The sequence below is a fragment of the Stieleria magnilauensis genome (genome assembly GCA_007753675.1).
Taxonomy (GTDB): domain Bacteria; phylum Planctomycetota; class Planctomycetia; order Pirellulales; family Pirellulaceae; genus Stieleria; species Stieleria magnilauensis.
This window is the reverse complement of record CP036432.1, coordinates 9,645,221-9,661,029: the sequence shown is the minus strand read 5'-3', so window position 1 is coordinate 9,661,029 and position 15,809 is coordinate 9,645,221. Positions and strand designations below refer to the sequence as shown.

Annotated in this window: 12 protein-coding genes; 5 read left to right on the top strand and 7 right to left on the bottom strand. The window is 59.5% G+C overall.

What is annotated here, in order from left to right:
* The first annotated feature begins 332 nt into the window (after positions 1–332).
* Both TBK1r_RS34630 and TBK1r_RS34625 read left to right on the top strand, forming a co-directional pair.
* Entirely contained in the window at positions 333–1,862 is a 1,530-nt protein-coding gene (locus TBK1r_RS34630) for a Do family serine endopeptidase (protein WP_372896170.1), read from the top strand.
* Between the two features lie 172 nt (positions 1,863–2,034).
* The gene (locus tag TBK1r_RS34625; protein WP_145220387.1) at positions 2,035–2,511 is read left to right on the top strand and encodes a 6-pyruvoyl trahydropterin synthase family protein; all 477 of its coding nucleotides are present in this window, start codon (positions 2,035–2,037) and stop codon (positions 2,509–2,511) included.
* A gap of 70 nt (positions 2,512–2,581) precedes the next feature.
* On the opposite strand, the gene TBK1r_RS34620 is transcribed toward TBK1r_RS34625, so the two are convergent.
* The 7 genes from TBK1r_RS34620 to TBK1r_RS34590 all read right to left on the bottom strand — a co-directional run bounded on the left by TBK1r_RS34620 (position 2,582) and on the right by TBK1r_RS34590 (position 13,345).
* Positions 2,582–4,003, bottom strand: coding sequence for a DUF1501 domain-containing protein (locus tag TBK1r_RS34620; RefSeq protein WP_145220385.1), 1,422 nt, complete (start codon positions 4,001–4,003; stop codon positions 2,582–2,584).
* A 2-nt stretch (positions 4,004–4,005) separates the two neighbouring features.
* Positions 4,006–6,216: a PSD1 and planctomycete cytochrome C domain-containing protein gene (locus TBK1r_RS34615; RefSeq protein WP_145220383.1), complete on the bottom strand. Its 2,211-nt coding sequence runs from the start codon at positions 6,214–6,216 to the stop codon at positions 4,006–4,008.
* A gap of 302 nt (positions 6,217–6,518) precedes the next feature.
* Entirely contained in the window at positions 6,519–7,739 is a 1,221-nt protein-coding gene (locus tag TBK1r_RS34610) for a response regulator (RefSeq protein ID WP_145220381.1), read from the bottom strand.
* A complete protein-coding gene (locus TBK1r_RS34605) occupies positions 7,736–8,947 on the bottom strand; it encodes a response regulator (protein WP_145220379.1) in 1,212 nt (403 codons plus the stop codon). Before TBK1r_RS34605 ends, TBK1r_RS34610 begins: the two co-directional genes overlap by 4 nt.
* Positions 8,944–10,728 carry a hybrid sensor histidine kinase/response regulator gene (locus tag TBK1r_RS34600; RefSeq protein WP_145220377.1) on the bottom strand — a complete coding sequence of 595 codons (1,785 nt, stop codon included), beginning with the start codon at positions 10,726–10,728 and terminating at the stop codon, positions 8,944–8,946. The genes TBK1r_RS34605 and TBK1r_RS34600 overlap by 4 nt, the downstream gene beginning before the upstream one ends.
* Complete coding sequence (locus tag TBK1r_RS34595; protein WP_419580687.1) at positions 10,725–12,728, bottom strand: ATP-binding protein; 2,004 nt, start codon at positions 12,726–12,728, stop codon at positions 10,725–10,727. Before TBK1r_RS34595 ends, TBK1r_RS34600 begins: the two co-directional genes overlap by 4 nt.
* A complete protein-coding gene (locus tag TBK1r_RS34590; RefSeq protein ID WP_145220373.1) occupies positions 12,725–13,345 on the bottom strand; it encodes a RedB in 621 nt (206 codons plus the stop codon). Before TBK1r_RS34590 ends, TBK1r_RS34595 begins: the two co-directional genes overlap by 4 nt.
* 295 nt (positions 13,346–13,640) lie before the next feature.
* On the opposite strand from TBK1r_RS34590, the gene TBK1r_RS34585 reads away from it, so the two are divergent.
* Genes TBK1r_RS34585 through TBK1r_RS34575 form a run of 3 tightly spaced genes read left to right on the top strand, consistent with a single transcriptional unit; the run spans position 13,641 to position 15,808 of the window.
* Positions 13,641–14,375 (top strand): AraC family ligand binding domain-containing protein, encoded by a 735-nt coding sequence (locus TBK1r_RS34585; protein ID WP_145220371.1) that lies wholly within the window; start codon positions 13,641–13,643, stop codon positions 14,373–14,375.
* Positions 14,372–15,343: a hypothetical protein gene (locus TBK1r_RS34580; protein WP_145220369.1), complete on the top strand. Its 972-nt coding sequence runs from the start codon at positions 14,372–14,374 to the stop codon at positions 15,341–15,343. Before TBK1r_RS34585 ends, TBK1r_RS34580 begins: the two co-directional genes overlap by 4 nt.
* A gap of 6 nt (positions 15,344–15,349) precedes the next feature.
* Positions 15,350–15,808: a tetratricopeptide repeat protein gene (locus tag TBK1r_RS34575; RefSeq protein ID WP_145220367.1), complete on the top strand. Its 459-nt coding sequence runs from the start codon at positions 15,350–15,352 to the stop codon at positions 15,806–15,808.
* The last annotated feature ends 1 nt before the right edge of the window (position 15,809 follow it).

The following is a 15,809-nucleotide window of genomic DNA, read 5'->3' as shown; positions in this document are numbered from 1 at the left end:
GCGTACCAGAATTTCAAGACCCGCCGCAGCCATAAACGGCGTGAAATCTACCCAAAAAACCGAATATCGACGGAATATCTGCCGTGGATCGGGTTTGGCCTGCTGTTTGCTACCGCCTGACGGGTCGTGCCAAGTTGTCAGCCGACGGTGCGAGCGGTGGACGGGCGCGCTACGATGACGTCACCCCGCGGACGGCGAAAAAGTGGCGGTGTCAGCGTCGAACTGGACATGATCCATCGCTTGCGGCGATCGGATCGATCGCCGGCTGTGGCGTGAAAAAATGTCAGCAGAGAACGAAGTTTTTACAACCAAAGCATAAGGGAGTCTCAACGATGCCCAATACGGTAATGTCCCCATCCTGGAAACCGATCAGTGGTGCCCTCGGTGCGATGATCTTGGGATCGCTCGTCACCGGCGCAGTGATGACCGTACCGGGATTCATGCGTAATGACCCGGGCGCCCAAGACGTGGTTGCGACGCAGTCGGCTGCCGTCGCGGGGCCGGTCGGCCAAGCGTCGCCGCTGCCGGGGCAGAACCTGGGAGCCGCGCAGGATTTGTCGACGGCGTTTCGCAACGTTGCCAATTTGATGCGGCCGAGCGTCGTCAGCATCAACACCAAGGCGACTCAGATCATTCGCGGGCAACGGGTTCCGCCAGGGCTGCCGCCGGGTTTTGAACAGTTTTTCAATCTGCCCGAAGGCCAGCCGCAACGTCGCGAAGAGAGCGGAATGGGAAGTGGCGTGATCGTTCGTAGCGACGGCTACATCTTGACCAACAATCACGTGGTCGAAGGCGCCGATGAACTGGAGGTCGAGTTTTCTGACGGAAAGAAAGCCCCCGGGCGGATCATCGGCACCGACCCCCAAACCGATCTGGCCGTCGTCAAGGTGGACCGCACGGATCTCAAAGCCGCTTCGCTGGGCAACTCCGACGCGATCCAAGTCGGCGATTGGGTGGTCGCGATCGGCAGCCCCTTCGGACTCGATCAAACCGTCACGGCGGGAATCATCAGCGGGAAAAACCGGATCCGCGGCATCATCGGCGACGGAGCCGGGTTTGAAGACTTCCTGCAGACCGACGCGGCGATCAACCCCGGAAACTCCGGCGGCCCGCTGGTCAACTTGCGCGGCGAACTGGTCGGGATCAATACCGCCATCATGTCCCGCAGCGGATCGAGCGCGGGGATCGGTTTCGCCATTCCGGTCTCACTGGCCGCTCCGGTTTTGAATTCCATTATCGAAAACGGAACCGTACGGCGCGGCTTCTTGGGCGCCAGCTTGGGACCGGTCAATGAGGAAACGATCGAAGGCTACCAGTTGAAGGCCAAGCGGGGTGTGCTGATCGAATCGGTGCTCGAAGGGATGCCGGCCGACCAGGCGGGGATCCAGCCCGGCGACGTCGTCGTGGCGATCGACGGCCGCCCGATGAGAACCCACGCGCAGATGCGGAACTATGTCGCCAGTCGTCCGCCGGGAGCACAAATGCAGCTGGAGCTTGATCGTGACGGCAAGCCGCTGCAAGTCCGCGTCGATCTGAAGGAGCGCACCGAAGAGGTGATGGCCCAATTCGGATCCGGCGAAGTGATGGGTGCCGAATTGGTGCCGGTCACCCCGGCGACCGCCCAGAAATATGGCTACCGGAACCTGGAATCGGGATTGATCATCACCGGCATCAAGGACAACAGCATCGCCGAACGCGACGGGCTGGAAGTCGGCGATGTCATCCAGACGGCGGGAGGATTGCCGCTGACCTCGGCCCGCCAATTGGAGGTGATCCTGGACGAGTACAAACGCCAGAATCAGCCCTGTCGCGTGACCATCCGTCGCGGCAATCAAATGCTGTTGATGGTCGTGCGGGAATAGCCCGCATGCGTTGGCGAGGGGCCGCGCGGCGCCCCTCGCTCACGCGCCGGCGGCTCACCTGTCGCACTAACGCAGCCTCGGAAACGTCGCGGTTGACGCCTTGCAAGACTTTCCTGTCGGGTTAGCTTTAAACGGTCCGCATCCCTCGACTTTCCAACACGCGAGTTTTTCCATGGCTTTGACCATCATGCGTCGCATCAAATTCTGTGCCGGACACCGCCTGTTCGGCCACGGCGGAAAATGCGAGCACTTCCACGGCCACAACTACGTCGCGGATTTTTTCGTCCAAGGGGATGTCCAGGACGAGGTCGGCCGGATTCTCGACTTTTCGGTGCTCAAGCAGCGCGTCAAGGGATGGATCGATGAGCATTGGGATCACAGTTTCCTGATCCACCAGGACGACGCCAACGCCCGTCAGGCACTGGAATTGGTCAAACCCTGCCGATTCTTTGTGATGCCGTACAACCCGACAGCGGAGAACATGGCCAAGTACTTGCTCGAGGAGATGTGCCCCGAAGTATTGGAAGGAACCGGGGCGCGGGCCTGTCAGGTCCGGATCTGGGAAACCGACGAATCGTATGCCGAAGCATCGTTGGACCCCACCGGCGGTGAGGCGGTGACCTATTCCGCGATGGCGGTCGGCGAATAAACCAGCCGAGTCGTCTGCCGCAACTGGCTCTTCGCTGCGGCATCACTGGTCAGACTCTCGCGAACCAGTCTCACGCGAACCAGTCGTCAACGACACGGCCGTGGACGTCGGTGAGACGGAAATCGCGTCCGGAATAGCGATAGGTCAGCCGGGTGTGATCGATCCCCATCAGGTGCAATACGGTTGCGTGCAAGTCGTGGACGTGGACTCGATTTTCCACCGCGTGCATCCCGAAATCATCGGTCGCCCCGTGCGTGTATCCGCCGCGCACCCCGCCTCCGGCCAGCCACATCGAAAATCCGGTGTGATGATGGTCGCGTCCCGCTTTCTTGGGATCTTTGTCTTTGTCGACCTGGGCGTAGGGGGTGCGTCCGAATTCACCGCCCCAGATCACCAGTGTGTCGTCCAGCATCCCGCGGCGTTTCAAGTCCGACAATAGCGCCGCGGTGACTCGATCGGCGTCGGCGCAGAGTGTTTCGTGGCCGGAGTTGTTGTTGCGGTGGGTGTCCCAAGGTTGCTTGCTGTTCTTTTTGACATAGAACACTTGGACCACGCGGACACCACGCTCCAGTAGGCGTCGGCCCAGCAAGCAGCTGCGGCCGAATTCTGAATCGCCGTAGGCCTGTCGCGTCCGTTGGCTCTCACGCTGCAGATCAAACGCTTCGGACGCTTCACGCTGCATCTCAAAGGCCAACTCCATCGATCGAATGTGCGTTTCCAACGCGGCTTCGCCGGGGCGTTGTTGTCGATGAATCCGGTTGAATTGTTGCAGCAAATCCAATTGCTCGCGTTGATCGGAACGCGACAGGTGCGGGTGCCGAATGTTGTGGATCAGTTTTTCGACATCGGAATGATTGGTGTCGATCTCGATGCCCTGGTGTTGACCGGGCAGAAACGCGTTGGACCACAGTTGTGGGCCGACGACGGGCAGCCCCGGCGAGAGTGCGACGAACGACGGCAGGTTCGCGTTTGCACTGCCCAAGCCGTAGGACAACCACGACCCCATGCTGGGACGCGTCGGTTGTTGATGCCCCGATTGCATCAGCAGCAAGCCCGGTTCGTGATTGGGGACATCGGTGTGCATCGAACGAACGACGCACAAGTCGTCGGCATGATCGGCCAGCTTGGGAAACAGCTCGCTCATCACGACGCCGCTCTCGCCATGGGCGCTGAACTTGAACGGTGACGGCATGTAACCGCCGGCGCGGTTCTTCTTGTCGATCGAATGGTCATTCGGCGATTGGCCCGCGTGTTTGGCCAGCAACGGTTTGGGGTCAAAGGTGTCGACGTGTGACGGTGCACCGTTCATGAACAGGAATATCACCCGCTTGGCCCGCGCCCGGTGGTGCAGCCCGTCGGCCACAGAGCTATCGCTGGAAGAGCGATCGTCGGCAAGGATCTGGCTTGACGCCAGGGCCGACATCAAGCCGACCGACCCGAAGCCGGCGCCGCTGCGACGGAAGAGATTTCGGCGAGAGAAGGTATCGTGCATGATCAATCCAACATGAACATTTCGTTGCTGATCAACAGCGTCTGTGCGAGGCCGTTCCAGCGCTCTCGGCTGCCGTCGGCGACATAGCGTTCGGCAAGCTCGCGTTCTTCGTCACTGGGCGTTCTTCCGTAGACCAATTGCCAGGCCAACGTGATCCGCTGGGGATCGGTCGGGCGGGCAGTTCGGATTCGTTCGGCCAGCATCGACGCGTGGTGAATCAGGAACGGGCTGTTGAGCAGAAACAGTTTCTGCAAGGGAGTGGTGGTTTCGTGGCGGCCGGGGCTGTGCGCATTGGGGTCGGGGAAATCGAACCGCGCCAGCATGGGGCTCAGGTCCAATCGGCTGACCTCGCTGTAAACGGTTCGGCGCCCGGTCGAGGTCTGTTGGGGATCGATCGAGCGGCCGCCGATTTGGGTGTCGAGTCCACCCGAGGCGGACAGGATGGCGTCGCGATAAGCTTCCAGGCTCAACCGTCGTCGCGGCATCCGCCAACGCCATTGATTGTCCGGATCGGTCTCGGATTGAACCGGATCGATTTCGCTGCTTTGGCCGTAGGTGGCCGACAGAACGATTTCCCGCTGCAACCACTTCAGCGACCAGCCTGCGTTCATGAATCGAACCGCCAAGTCATCCAGCAGCAACGGGTGGGAGGGGCGCCCGCCGAGTGAACCAAAGTTGCTCGGTGTTGCGACGATCGGCGCGCCCATCAACTGGTGCCAGACCCGATTGACGATCACGCGGGCGGTCAGCGGGTTGGATGAATGGACGACCGCGTCGGCCAGCGCCGCTCGGCCGCTGCCGTTGCTGAATCCGCCGGCGAATCCGTCGGCAGCGGCAGGCTCGGTCTGGGAAGGTGTGAGCACGGTCAAGAAACCGCGCGGGACGGTTTCGCCGAGACGTTTGGCGTCCCCACGGATCATCACCTTTAAATCTTGTGGTTTGCCTTCGCGGACGATGTGCACGGCGTCTTGTGGTTTTTTCGCTTGCGGGCCGTTGGTTTCGACGGACTCATCAAGTGGCCGATTGAACATTTCGGTGCTGGCGAACACACCGGCCAAGGCGTAGTAGTCCGCAGTCGGGACGGGATCGTATTTGTGGTCGTGACAGCGTGCACAGGCGACGGTCAGCCCCAGCAAGCCACGTGAAACGGTGTCGATGCGATCTTCCCATTCGTCGGCCATCACCTCCGGGTCGTTGCGACGGTAGTACTTGGGGCCGAGTCCGAGGAAACCGAGTGCCACATGGCGTTCTGGGGCACCGGGATGAAGCAGATCGGCCGCCACTTGATCCCTGACAAAATCGTCGTACGGCATGTCGCCTGCCAACGCATGGATGACCCAATCACGGTACAGGTAGGCGTTCGGATAGGTCAGTGAATCGTTGTTGCCGACGATGTGCGCCTGGTCTTCGGCATAACGTGCGACGTCCAGCCAGATGCGAGCCCATCGTTCACCGTGTTGGGGTGAAGCCAAAAATCGATCGACGACACGGAGTTTGGCTTGGGGGCTATTGTCGGCCTGGAATGCTTCGACCTCTTCGATCGTCGGCGGCAACCCGGTCAGATCAAAACTGACACGCCGCAACCAGGTCCGTTTGGATGCCGGCGGATTGGGTGACAGCCCGTGCTGCGAAAGTCTGGCGAAGACGAACCGATCCAGTTTGTTCGCCGCCCAGGACGATCCGGCGCCCTCGTGACCGGCGATTTCACTGGGTTGATGCAGGGCGGGTGGTTGGAACGCCCAAAACTGTCTGGCCCGTTCCCAGTCGATTTCCGGTTCGTCGGCCGCCTCGGCGTGCGGGTCGTCTGTCGCGGAAGCCTCCGGCATCACGGCGCCCCACTCGATCCATTGTTCGAAATCGCGGATCACGTTTTCCGGCAACGGCTCGTCCGGCGGCATTTCCATTCCGTCGTAACGCAACGCGGCAAGCAGCAAACTGGCGGCGGGTTGGCCGGGCGAGATCGCGGTCCCCGAATCGCCGCCACGGAGCATCGCCTGGGGATCATCGACACGCAGTCCGCCTTGGACCAAGTCGGCATCGGAGGAATGGCATTCGTAGCAGCGTGCGACCAGGACCGGACGGATCTTGCGTTCAAAGAACTCGATCGATTTGATGTCTTTCTCTGCAGCCGGACTGTTGGCGTTGATGAAACAGGCCAAGGTCACGACGGTGCTCGTCAAGACGAATGCACGGTAGAGGCTGGAGCAAGGCACGATGGTTGCACCAAGTCATCGGGGGCGGGATGAAGCGGAGGCGGGGCGTTCATTGTAACGCATCCGCAACCGGCTCGCTCCGGCGTTTTGGTTTCCCGGAATTTGTCGCGTTTTCGATGGACGTTAGCGGAACGGCGCGAGTCCCATGCCACTGAAGGCGGTAGCGGTACGGCGCGAGCCGTCCGGTGCCAATTTGAAAAACCGGAGGGCTCGCGCCCTGCCGCTAACAATGAACACCCCGGTTGGTGTCAACGGTGCATGGCCCGCAGGCTGGCGGTTAAGCGGCTGATGATGGATTGAGATCAGCCGTCTGCGAACGTGACGTCGACGGGCGGCAGAGGAATTTGCGGGGCGATTTCGGTCGCCCGCGGGGATTCGTGGTCCAACTCGTCCGGCTCGCTTCGCACGATCACCTTGAGCGGTCCGCTGAGGATTTTTTTCTTGTAGTAGTTTTCCAACAGACGGATCGCCGAGCCGGACAAACGATGACCTTTGCTCATCAGCAAGGTCCCGGTCTGGTTGCGAATGTCTTCGGCCAGCACCATGCCCTGGACGACTTCATAGACGTTCAGTTTGACATGTTTGAAATTCCGTTCGCGTTTGACGTAGTCCTCCAGCGCCGCGAAGAATTTCGGCTCGTAGGCACTTCGGTTTTCCCTGAGTTCGTTGAGTGCGTGGAGTGGGCTTTCGCAGAAGCGTTCTTTCAGGTCAAAGTCGATCGCCAGTTTCAAGACCCGGCTTTCCATCGGGACCGGGACGCCATCGACCGCGGGCACGCCGTGATCGACGTTTTGCAGACGGATGATTTTGGAAACGTGTTCCATTCGCGGAATCGTCTTGATCAGGTCGGCAGCCAGCTTGGGATGTTTGGCAAACTGTTTCTCTTCGTCGGTCGAGACGGTTGCGCCGTCAAAGATCGCTTCCAGCACATCGGTCGGGACGGTGACACAGCCGAGCGACGACAGCATCGCGGCGATTTCCAATTGCCATTGGTCTTCGATCGGTACCCGTTTCAAGATCCCGTCGATGATCGCACGAACACGCGTGGATTGGCCGAATGCCAGCGGGCTGACCAACGCCAGCACTTCACTGAGAACCTTGACACTTCCGTGCAGCGTGCCTTCGACCAATTCGCGTTCGGCCTGGATCAGGGCGTGTTGTCGAAGCCCGGCTTTGAGCGCCGCGGCCAAGTCTCGCTCACTGCAGGGCTTGGCCAGAAAACGAAAGATGTGGCCTTCGTTGATCGCTTCGATGGTCGAATCCAGTTCGGCGAAACCGGTGAACATGATTCGGACGGTGTCGGGGGACCGTTCGCGGATGCGTTTGAGTAATTCGATGCCGTTCATCGCCGGCATCCGCATGTCGGAGACGACCACGGCGAAGGGGCCGTCACGTTCGATCAATTTAAGCGCTTCTTCGCCACCGAGCGCGGTGGTCAGATCAAAATCGTCGCCCTGTTGGCGCATGATACCGCCGAGCAGCTTTTCATCGTCGTCAACGAACAGGATCTTTTGATTGCTCATCGGTTATTCCGTGTTGGTGATGCCATGTCGGCGTGTTCAAGGGCGTCGCTCTTCCAACTCAGCAAGTGCTTCGCAAACAGGTCGGCCTGTTCGGTGTGATTTGCCGATTCCAGTTCCCGCTCAATCAGGGCTTCATCGCCGCCGTTGCACAGCCAATTGGCGGCGTAGACGACTTGGCAGGGGAGGTTTCGCCGCGAACAGACCTCGAAACTATGGTGGGACGCAACGATTTCGACGATCGCGGCCGGTACGCCCCAGAGCGCCAGCAGGTACGCACCGACGCCCTGATGCGTCGCGCCGAGTTGGTCGAACTCCAATTCCCATAACGGACGGTTTTCCGCGGCGGCGATCGACAAGAGTCTTGAGTATTGGTCGGGAAAGGCATCCAGCAGGATCAGTTTTCCGATGTCGTGCAGCAGGGCACCGCTGAACACCGAGGCGCAGGTGTCGTCGCCTTGGAGCACGTGTCGGGTGAAGGTCTTCGCCAGCACGGCAACCTGAAACGAATGATCGAACAGAGCGTTGGTCGACAGCAGTGCGGAGTCTTTGACGTTGCGTAATTGAATCGCTTGAGACATGGCAAGACCCTGGATCACTTCCGCACCGACCAGGGACACGCCTTGCACCACGTCCAGTACAGGGTGCGGCAGCGCGAAGATCGCCGAATTGGCGACCTGCAGAATTCGGGCGCTCAGCAATGGATCTTTCTTGATAATGTTGGCGATCGATTGCGTGTTCCAATTCTCGCTCGCCAAGGCCTCGTTGATCTCGCTGACGATCCCCGGAACCGACGGCAATCCGTTCGCTTGGCCGATCGCATCCAAGACCGCTGCCGAGGCGATGGTGGCTTGAAAGGTCTCCGCCCGCTTGATCACCTCGATCAAGACGTTCAGGTCGCAGGGCTTGGACAGAAACTGGTGCATCGGCTGGACCGCACTGAGCACGGTGTCGCGGTCTGCCTGGCCCGACAAGACGACTCGGAACACGTCCGGGTGTCGCTGCTCGACCAGGCTTAGCAACTCGGCACCGTCCATGCCCGTCATTCGCATCTCGCTGACAATCACGTTGAAATCACCGGATTCCAACAGACGCAGCGCATCGGCGCCGGAGGCTGCGGTGACGACCTCCCATTGCCCGATCTCACCGGCGATCCATCGCGAGACGCCACGGACGGCACGTTCTTCATCATCGACGAGCAGAATTTTCATGGCATCGCTCCGGTCGATTCGGCCATCGTGGCTGGCTGTGGGCAGCGAGGGATCTGGATCGTGAACGTCGTGCCGACCCCGTCATCGACGTCAAACCAAAGTTTGCCGTGATGTTTTTGGACGATCACCGAATGCGCGATCGCCAGGCCTTGACCGGTTCCCTTGCCGACATCCTTGGTCGTGAAGAACGGTTCAAAGACTCGCTTGCGGATCGCGGCCGGGATGCCTCCGCCGTTGTCCGAGATCGTGACCTGGACGGCGTCGCCGAGATCGCGGGTGCCGATCGTGATCACGCCTTTGTCCAGTTCGTGGCGTTCGGCGCGCTCGCCGATCGCGTGTGATGCGTTGATGATGATGTTCAGAAACGCCTGGTTCAATTCGCTCGGCAAGCCGTCGATCGGCAGCAACTGGTCGTCGAGGTCGGTTTGGATTTCAGCGACGTACTTCCATTCGTTCCTGGCGACCGCGATGGTCGATTGCAACACGTGGTTGATACAAAGTTGGCTTCGCTTTCCGGTCCCCGGGTGCGACAACTCTTTCATCGCCGAAACGATCTTGGATACCGCTTCGACACCATCGATCGAATCGACCAGGGCGTCGGGCATCTGCTCAATTGCCGTGCGGACTTTGTGGGCGTTGTCGAATCCGTCGAGAGACTTGCGAAGTTCAATCAATTCCGCGTCGGAGACGGATTGATCGACAAACGCCGGCAGGCAATCAAGTAATTGGGACAGCCGGTCGATGGTTTTGGCGACGTAGCGGACATTGTCGCCGATGTACTGCATCGGCGTATTGATTTCGTGTGCGACGCCGGCGGCGAGTTGTCCGACCGACTCCAATCGCCGTGACTGGTCCAGCTGTGCCTGGATGAATCGTTGGCGGGTGACATCGGTCGCGACGACCAACATCGCGGCCGATGCGGTATCACAGAGCGGAGAAATGCGAATGTCGAGCGTGCGTTTTCCACCACAGCGGTCAACGAATTGGATCTCGTCGTGCTGAGGGTTTTGCGAGGAATCGGCTTGCAACAGGATTTCCAGCTTGGCAGCGTCGGCCCAGGCGATGGGCAGTTCTGCCAGCGTGCGTCCGATCGCGTCGTCGGCCGTGATGTCGAATGTGTTTTCGGCATGCGGATTCCAACGCGTGATACGATGGTCTCGGTCCAGGCAGACCAGGATGCTGGAGATTGAGTCGATCAGCACTTCGGCGTTCTGGTGGGCCGACTCGAGTTTGGACTGTTGTGATGCGACCGTTTGGGTCAACTCGCTCAAAGCGTGTTGATGCTGATCCAACAGTCGACGTTTTTCGCAAAGTGATGTCGCCAGTTGAACCGCCTCGATTTCATCAAAGGGTTTTTTCAAGACCAACAGCTTGTCGGTGCGACCGAGGCGCCGGGCGATTTCGCTCCAACTGTGATCTGAAAAAGCGGTGCAGATCACGACTTGCAGATCGGGGTCGATTTCCCAGAGTCGCTGAATGGTTTGAACGCCATCCCATCCCGGCGGCATTCGCATGTCGACGAAGGCGGTGCCAAAATGGACGCCCCGTTGTTTCGCCTCTTGGACGATCTGGCATCCCTGGCGGCCTTGGTTGGCAAAGCTGAGCGCATAGCTTGGTGAGGGGGCCTGGGGCTCCGATTCCTCGCCGAACAACTCTGCGTCCAGCGCCATCAAGTCGTCGTGGGCAGACGACGTCGTAAAGATTTTCCTGAAGTCGTTGTGGATCGCTTCGTTGTCGTCGATCACCAGCAGATGTTCGACGCTCGTGTCTGCGGCACTCATGCGGTTTCTCCGGATTCGGAATGAATCAATGTTGTCGGATCGGCATCACGTTCCTGGTGGTCGCGTTTGTCGCACTGCGTGCGGCCTTTGATGGGAACCCGCAAGACGAATTGAGCGCCCGTTCCGATTCCCGCACTGGTTGCCGAAAGACGTCCGCCGACTTCGGTTGCCGCGTTGGCGCTGCTGTGCAGACCGAAGCCGTGGCCGTGGACCTTGGTGGTGAACCCGTGTTGAAAGATTTTGCTGAGGTTGTCGGTTTGGATTCCGACGCCGTTGTCGGCCACTTCAAAGCAGACGTGATCGAGTTCGGTCCACGTTCGCAGCAGAATGGTCGGCTCGGGGACGCCCGCTTCCAACAGGGAATCCTTGGCGTTGCACACCAGGTTGATCAGGATTTGCAGGATCCGATGTTTGTCCGAGACCATCGTCGGATCGGGGTCCGCAAAATCTTCGATGACCTCGATCGCGTGCTTGTTCAACGATTCCTTGTTGGCCGTCAAGACGTCTCGAATCAGGTCTCTGGCGTAGAGTTCTTGTTGCAGTCCGGAGGTTTTCGCCATGGTTTGTTGCACGGCGATGATCTCTTTGATGTGTTCGATGTTTTTGGTCAGGTCGCTGAGTTCTCGATCGATGGACGATTGCTCGTGCCGCAGCGATTGAGAGACGACGACCAGGTATTTGGGAAGCTTCTGACCACGGGAGTCGTTCTGGACAAATTCCGCGAACGACGATTCGTATTCGGAAATCAGGTCGGTCGCCTTTTCCAGATTCTGTAGCGCGCTGTTGCTGAACTGTTTTCTGATGATCGACGCGGAAACGTTCACGCTGTTGAGGATATTGCCGACGTTATGAAGTACCCCGGTGGCGACCTCGGCCATTCCGGCTTGGCGAGAGGCGTCGACGATTTCCTGTTGCAGGACTTTGTTTTGCCGCTCGGCTTCGACGCGATCGGTGATGTCACTCTGGATGCTGATGAAACGCTGCGTGGTGTCGTTGTCGCCGGGAATCGGACGCAATTCGATCGCCAACCAGAACGGCGTTCCGTCTTTGCGGTAACTGATGATTTCTGTGTTGAATGCCTGTCTCGTCTCGATGGCTCGACGCATGGCCGACAACGCCTGGGGGCAGGTTTGTTCGCCGGATCGAAATCCAGATTGTGGAGCACCGATGATCTCGTCGGATTCGAAGCCCGTGATCCGCGTGTAGCCTTCGTTGACCCATTCGACATTCGCATCGCCGTCGGTGATCGCAACGGCGTTGTCGGTGTACTTGGCGACCAAAGCCAGTTTCTCCGATTCGGCCGTCTTGATCGCCAACAGCAGGTTTGCCTTGACCAGGTCCTTGGTTCGTTCTTCGACTTTCAGATCGACCGACCGTTTGGCATCCTCGATTTCCGTTTGACGCGCGCAAAGCTCGCGGATGTCGTTTCGCAATCGCCGGCAGCCGGGCGCCAGAAACGCGACTTCGAACAGCACCCACAGTGCGTGTTCGATCCAGCGGTAGGGGCTTTCGGTCACGATCCCGAAGGCCGATAGCGGATAAAAGACGCCGCGAACAAAGTGGTCGACCGCGATGACGGCGGTCGCGGTGATCAAGATCGTCCAGTCCCGATAGATGCTCAGGATGGCCAGCGATGCAAACACATGGAAATGGGTTTCAATGCGGCCGCCGGACAGATGAATCAGCAACGCCGACCACAACATTTGCGTCGTCGCCACCACGTGTCGCGAGTGGGCGGCGGTGGGATAGGTTCGCAGCCACAGGATCGCGAAACCCGATAGCGAGCCGCCGATCAGGATCGACGCCCAGACATGCACGTGCAGTTCGAAATGATTGCCGATCCAGGTCAGTGGGGAATAGAACGCGGCGAACGCGATTCCGGCCAACCATTGGGCGACCATCAGCCATTGGATGAATCCGTTGACGCGTAAGCATTCCTTCTGGTAACGCGCTTTGAATAGCGTGTCGGTACTGTCGATCGTCCGCCGGATCTCGCTCACCGTTGCGGCTCCCGGTCGAAGACGATCGAACATCCGAAGACGGGCCATTGTCCGCAGCCGTCCGGCTGGTCATTGATGCGACGCAGCAGGTCCAGCGACGAGGGGCTGTCGCCTTCGTGTCCGCGGTAGGGGGTGATTCCGCCACTGAAGGTCAACCGGCCACCGGCGTCATAAAGCAGCAGATGCCCGGAGACGAGGGCACCGAATCGTTCACTCAGCTTGCCACCCCGGTCGATCACGGTCTGCGTGCCGGTCAGACTGGTTAGTGCCGTCGTGGTGCGAGACTCGATCCACGCGTCGTCCTGCTCTGGCGGGCAATATGCGACAGCGATGATCCGTAGCGTGGGTTGAAAACGCGGGTGCAGTCGTTCCAGGACCCGTACCGTGGCCGCCGTGCAGGGGCATTTCGGGTGGTAGAAAACCAGCAACGTTGGCATGTCGCCCGCCGGGACATCGGCCGTCCACGACGCATCGAAACTTGCCAGGCTGGTCAGTTGACGCGGGGCCTGTCCTGCCCGGCCGGGACGGCTGGAATAGTCGGTCAACTGAATGAAGCCGATCGCCGACATCGAAAACAATGCGACAAACGTCATCAGTAGAATCGGCCGTGAATTCATCCCGCTATTCCTCGGTATTGCCCCGTGTTAATAGAAGCTGTTGGTCGTCGCTTGGCTGATGGCAACCGATTGGCACCGGGTTGAGGGGAATCCCGAAAGCGGGGCGCCCGGCGGGGCGGAGCGAGTCGGCTCAGATCGTTTGGGGCGGTCATGCCCCTCGTGTTTTGTCCAGATAACGCACTCGTCTGATCCTCCGCATCGTCGATTCGGTGCGTGCCTCGTCACCCCCGGTGAGTTCCGTTATCCTTGAAGGCCGTTTGCGATCCCTTCTCTCCACCCACGCAAGCCGAGACCGATGGATCAACAGACTGACGCCGTTTCCCTGTTTGCCGCACAGACGCGACCGCTTTGTGATTTGTCGGATTCGTCCTTCCCCTCGGTGCTCTACGGCTGGGATGATGAATCGCTGTCGCTGGGATCGGACGCGACGCACTACGGGTTTGTGCAACGCGGCAGTGTGTCATTGAAATGGGGCGGACACGAGTTTCGATTGACCGCCGGAATGTACTTCGGTGCGCCGGGAGAATGCCGAATCGAGGGATCCGGCAGCGGGTTCGTCGCTTCGCGAATCGGTTATCGCGGGCTGTTTCAACTGGGCGGTCCGATTGAATCGACGGGCCGCTTGCGGTACATCGATGGCTGCAGCGATACCTTGTTGATCGGTCCGGCCGTCAAGGGCGACCCCTGTTTGAATCTGCTGCATATTCCACCGCACACGCAACAGACTGCCCATACCCATCCGACGGTTCGTTTCGGGATGATCGTGGGCGGCCAAGGCGTCTGCCGGTCGCCGAATCAAGCATTGGCACTGCAGCCCGGAATGATTTTTTCGATTCGTCCCGAAGGCATCCACAGCTTCAACACCACGCATGATCCGTTGCTCGTCATCGCCTGGCATCCCGACAGCGATTGTGGTCCAACGCACGGGGATCATCCGATGATCAACCGCACTGTGATCGACGGCGTATCGGCGGCCCAGCGACAGCGGAATCGCGAGGCCTTCTGCACGCCGGCGGACTCTCGATCATGAAATGTCCAAAGTGCCCGCACAACCAATCGGTCAAGTCGGGAATGAAGTGCGCGTCCTGCGGTTATCGATTCAGCTTCAATCCCCAAGCGACGCGATCCAAGGGATTGACCGACGGACGTTTTCTCGCGGCGGTCCGCGCGGCGAGCCAAAACGACACGGCATTTTTCACTCGCAACCAGCTCTACGGAACGTATTGTCGGCGGCAAAAGGTGTCGAAGGTTCCCGGATTGCTGGTAGGAACATTGTTCTTCATCTTCGGGGCACTGGCGGCTGCCGCCCATAACATCCCCGCCGTAGCGCTGACCTGGTCCATCTCGACGATCATCTTTCTGGCAACGCAGCTGATTCGTCCGTCGATTTTGCCGCGAGACCGATTCCTGCGACTGATCGAGCAGTGGACGAGCGACGGCAAGCCACTGGACAAGCTGATCGTGTCGCCGTCGCTGACGTCACCGCCGCCGCAATCACCCGAGTCGGACTTGTACGACTACGGAGTTCAGCGATTGTTGATCGTTCAACGCGACGAATTGGTGGATCTGTTTGTCCTCAACAATCTTCATGCCGAACAGTCCATGCTGGTCTTGTCCCTCAACGGCTACCCCCATTATCTGCTCGGACATGCCAAACGCGTCCTCGAGGAGCAGCCCGATTTGCCGGTGCATCTGCTTCATGATGCCGACGCGGCGGGACAGAAGATGCAATCGCAGCTTCCGAAGCTCGGTTTGCCGTTGGCAGGTCGCACGGTGATCGATTTGGGGTTTGCCGCCGAGGATTTCAAACGGTTGAAACGCGCGAAGCAGATTGATCCCAAGAACCGCAAGCGGACTTTACCAGTCGATGTGTTGGCGCTGCCGTTCCTGTCCACCGGACTGGCCGCCTGTTTCGCAAGCGAAATGACGATGAGTGCTTTGTTGGAAGAACATGCGCGAGAACAGGCCGTCGCGTCCTCCACATCCAGCTTTGGATAATCCGGAATGAAAACAAGGTCAGGCGTTCTCACCGCGTCCCTGTTGTTGATCGTCGTTTACACGACCGGATGTGACGGTCAACGGTCCAGTGAAGCCTTTCACCGCGGACGTGATCTGGTAATCAAGGGACAGTTCGATGCGGCGGAATCCGCACTTGCTGCATTCGAAAAACAACACCCCGGTCACGTGCTCTTGAGTCGGACGCGGTTTTTGCGTGCCAAAGCCAAGCTGGGCGCGGGGGATCTGCCACAAGCGCGGCAATTGTTTCAACAAACCATCGACCAGTTTCCCGAGTCGGACGAAGCCGACAAGGCACGCTACAAACTGGCTTTCATTGAGCTGATCGATGGCAACAACCAGCAGGCGGAGCAGCAATTGCAAGACATCGTGAAACAGTCGCGCAGCATCTACCTGGCCGAGGCGACGGCGGTGCGAGCGATGCTGGCTGGGCAACGGGCCGAGTGAA

Bases quoted from the DNA above. Each gene is read 5' to 3' on its own strand.
- TBK1r_RS34625 (WP_145220387.1), top strand. From the start codon at position 2,035: ATGGCTTTGACCATCATGCGTCGCATCAAATTCTGTGCCGGACACCGC.
- TBK1r_RS34600 (WP_145220377.1), bottom strand. From the start codon at position 10,728: ATGAGTGCCGCAGACACGAGCGTCGAACATCTGCTGGTGATCGACGAC.
- TBK1r_RS34580 (WP_145220369.1), top strand. From the start codon at position 14,372: ATGAAATGTCCAAAGTGCCCGCACAACCAATCGGTCAAGTCGGGAATG.
- TBK1r_RS34630 (WP_372896170.1), top strand. From the start codon at position 333: ATGCCCAATACGGTAATGTCCCCATCCTGGAAACCGATCAGTGGTGCC.
- TBK1r_RS34590 (WP_145220373.1), bottom strand. From the start codon at position 13,345: ATGAATTCACGGCCGATTCTACTGATGACGTTTGTCGCATTGTTTTCG.
- TBK1r_RS34575 (WP_145220367.1), top strand. From the start codon at position 15,350: ATGAAAACAAGGTCAGGCGTTCTCACCGCGTCCCTGTTGTTGATCGTC.
- TBK1r_RS34620 (WP_145220385.1), bottom strand. From the start codon at position 4,003: ATGCACGATACCTTCTCTCGCCGAAATCTCTTCCGTCGCAGCGGCGCC.
- TBK1r_RS34610 (WP_145220381.1), bottom strand. From the start codon at position 7,739: ATGAGCAATCAAAAGATCCTGTTCGTTGACGACGATGAAAAGCTGCTC.
- TBK1r_RS34605 (WP_145220379.1), bottom strand. From the start codon at position 8,947: ATGAAAATTCTGCTCGTCGATGATGAAGAACGTGCCGTCCGTGGCGTC.
- TBK1r_RS34585 (WP_145220371.1), top strand. From the start codon at position 13,641: ATGGATCAACAGACTGACGCCGTTTCCCTGTTTGCCGCACAGACGCGA.